Here is a 1,991-nt window from a genome sequence, read left to right on the forward strand (position 1 = left end):
GCCGCGCCCGGCCGCGGCGCGGTCGGCGTCCGGCTCCGAGGACGACTGGGAAACGTTCTGAAAAGCCGGGAGGCCGGGTGCGGGCCAAGCCAGGCGCAGGCCCCGGCGCCCGGCACCCGGGCGCTCAACGCGGCAGGGGCTGTTTGCTACAAAATTGATAGCTAATCAGGCAATCGATCCGCCGGCGTGAGGCCTGTTTCCCCATGAATGGGCCCCGGCAGCGCCTGTGCCCGCCGGGCCGCACGATGGCCCGGCGCGGCCCCCTCAAAGCTGCGCGCCTTCCACCAGAAACTGCACCCGCCGCTCGCCCTTCCACTCGTTCACGTCCAGCCGGAACGCCAGCAGCACGCGCGAGGGCAGCTGCTCGGTGTGGCCGAACCAGATGCCATCCACCGGCTGGCCCTGGTGCAGCAGCTTGAGCGACAGGTGGTGCTTGTTCTCGCCCACCAGGCGCTGCGACAGCACCTCGACCTCTTCGCTGAAGGTGGGCGGCGCAAAGCCCTGGCCCCAGACCTCGCGGTGCAGGGTGTCCACCATGTCCGCGCGGCAGTATTCGGGGGCCAGGGGCCCGTCGGTGTCGAGACGGCGGGTGAGCGTGGCGGCGTCCAGCCACTCCTGGGCGACCTGGGCGAAGGCGCGCTCGAAGGTGGAGAAGTGTTCCTCGGCCACCGTGCAGCCGGCCGCCATGGCATGGCCGCCGAACTTGAGCAGCGTGCCCGGGTGGCGCTTGGCCACGAGGTCGAGCGCATCGCGCAGGTGAAAGCCTGGAATGGACCGCCCCGAGCCCTTGAGTTCGTGCCCCTTGCCCGGCGCGGCGCTGGCGGCGAAGACGAAGGTCGGGCGGTGCAGCTTGTCCTTGATGCGCGAGGCGACGATGCCCACCACGCCTTCGTGGAAGTCGGGGTCGAACACGCTGATGGCCGGCGGGGGCTCGGTGCCTTCCTCGAACAGGCTCTCGGCCATGAGCAGCGCCTGCTCGCGCATGCCGCCCTCGATATCGCGGCGCTCGCGGTTGATGGCATCGAGCGTGCGGGCGAGTTCCGCGGCGCGGCCGGGGTCGTCCGTCAGCAGGCATTCGATGCCCAGCGTCATGTCCGCCAGGCGACCCGCGGCGTTGATGCGCGGCCCCAGGGCGAAGCCGAAGTCGAAGGTGGTCGCCACGGGCGCCTTGCGGCCCGCGGCGTCGAACAGCGCGGCGATGCCCGCCGGCATGGCGCCCGCGCGGATGCGGCGCAGGCCCTGGGCCACCAGGCGGCGGTTGTTGCTGTCGAGGCGCACCACGTCGGCCACGGTGCCCAGCGCGACGAGCGGCAGCAGCGGCTCCAGTTTGGGCTGGCTGGCCTTGTCGAACACGCCGCGTTCGCGCAGCTCGGCGCGCAGCGCCATCAGCACGTAGAACATGACGCCCACGCCGGCGATGGATTTGCTTTCGAAGCTGCAGCCGGGCTGGTTGGGGTTGACCATGGCATCGGCCAGCGGCAGCGCGGGGCCGGGCAGGTGGTGGTCGGTGACGAGCACCTGCAGGCCCAGCGCCTTGGCCTCGGCCACGCCGTCCACGCTGGCGATGCCGTTGTCCACGGTGATGAGCATGTCGGCGCCGCGCTCGTGCACGCGGCGCGCGATGCTGGGGGTGAGGCCGTAGCCGTCCGCCACGCGGTCGGGCACCAGGTAGTCCACCTGCCGCGCGCCCAGCAGGCGCAGGCCGCGCACGGCCACGGCGCAGGCGGTGGCGCCGTCGCAGTCGTAGTCGGCCACCACGACGAGGCGGCGGTCCTGCGAACGGCTGAACTGCGCCTGAACCTCGGGCGCACAGGGGCATTCGCCCGAACCGGGCTGCAGCAGGGCATCGGGCCACTGGTTCGCCTTGGCGAACACGTGCTGCGTGACTTCCAGTCCCGCCGCCTGCAGCCGGTTGGCGTAGGCGAGGGCTTCGTCGCGCATGGGATCGTCGCGCCCACCAGCACCAGCGTGTGCGGCAGCCGGCCAGCCGC

At 72.0% G+C, this 1,991-nt stretch carries 1 protein-coding gene; it reads right to left on the bottom strand.

The features are described from left to right. Positions 1 to 264: 264 nt before the first annotated feature. Entirely contained in the window at positions 265 to 1,941 is a 1,677-nt protein-coding gene (gene recJ / locus AC27IO_RS23475; RefSeq protein ID WP_498741073.1) for a single-stranded-DNA-specific exonuclease RecJ, read from the bottom strand. Between the last annotated feature and the right edge of the window lie 50 nt (positions 1,942 to 1,991).

The organism is Acidovorax sp. KNOB132 (assembly GCF_057541515.1).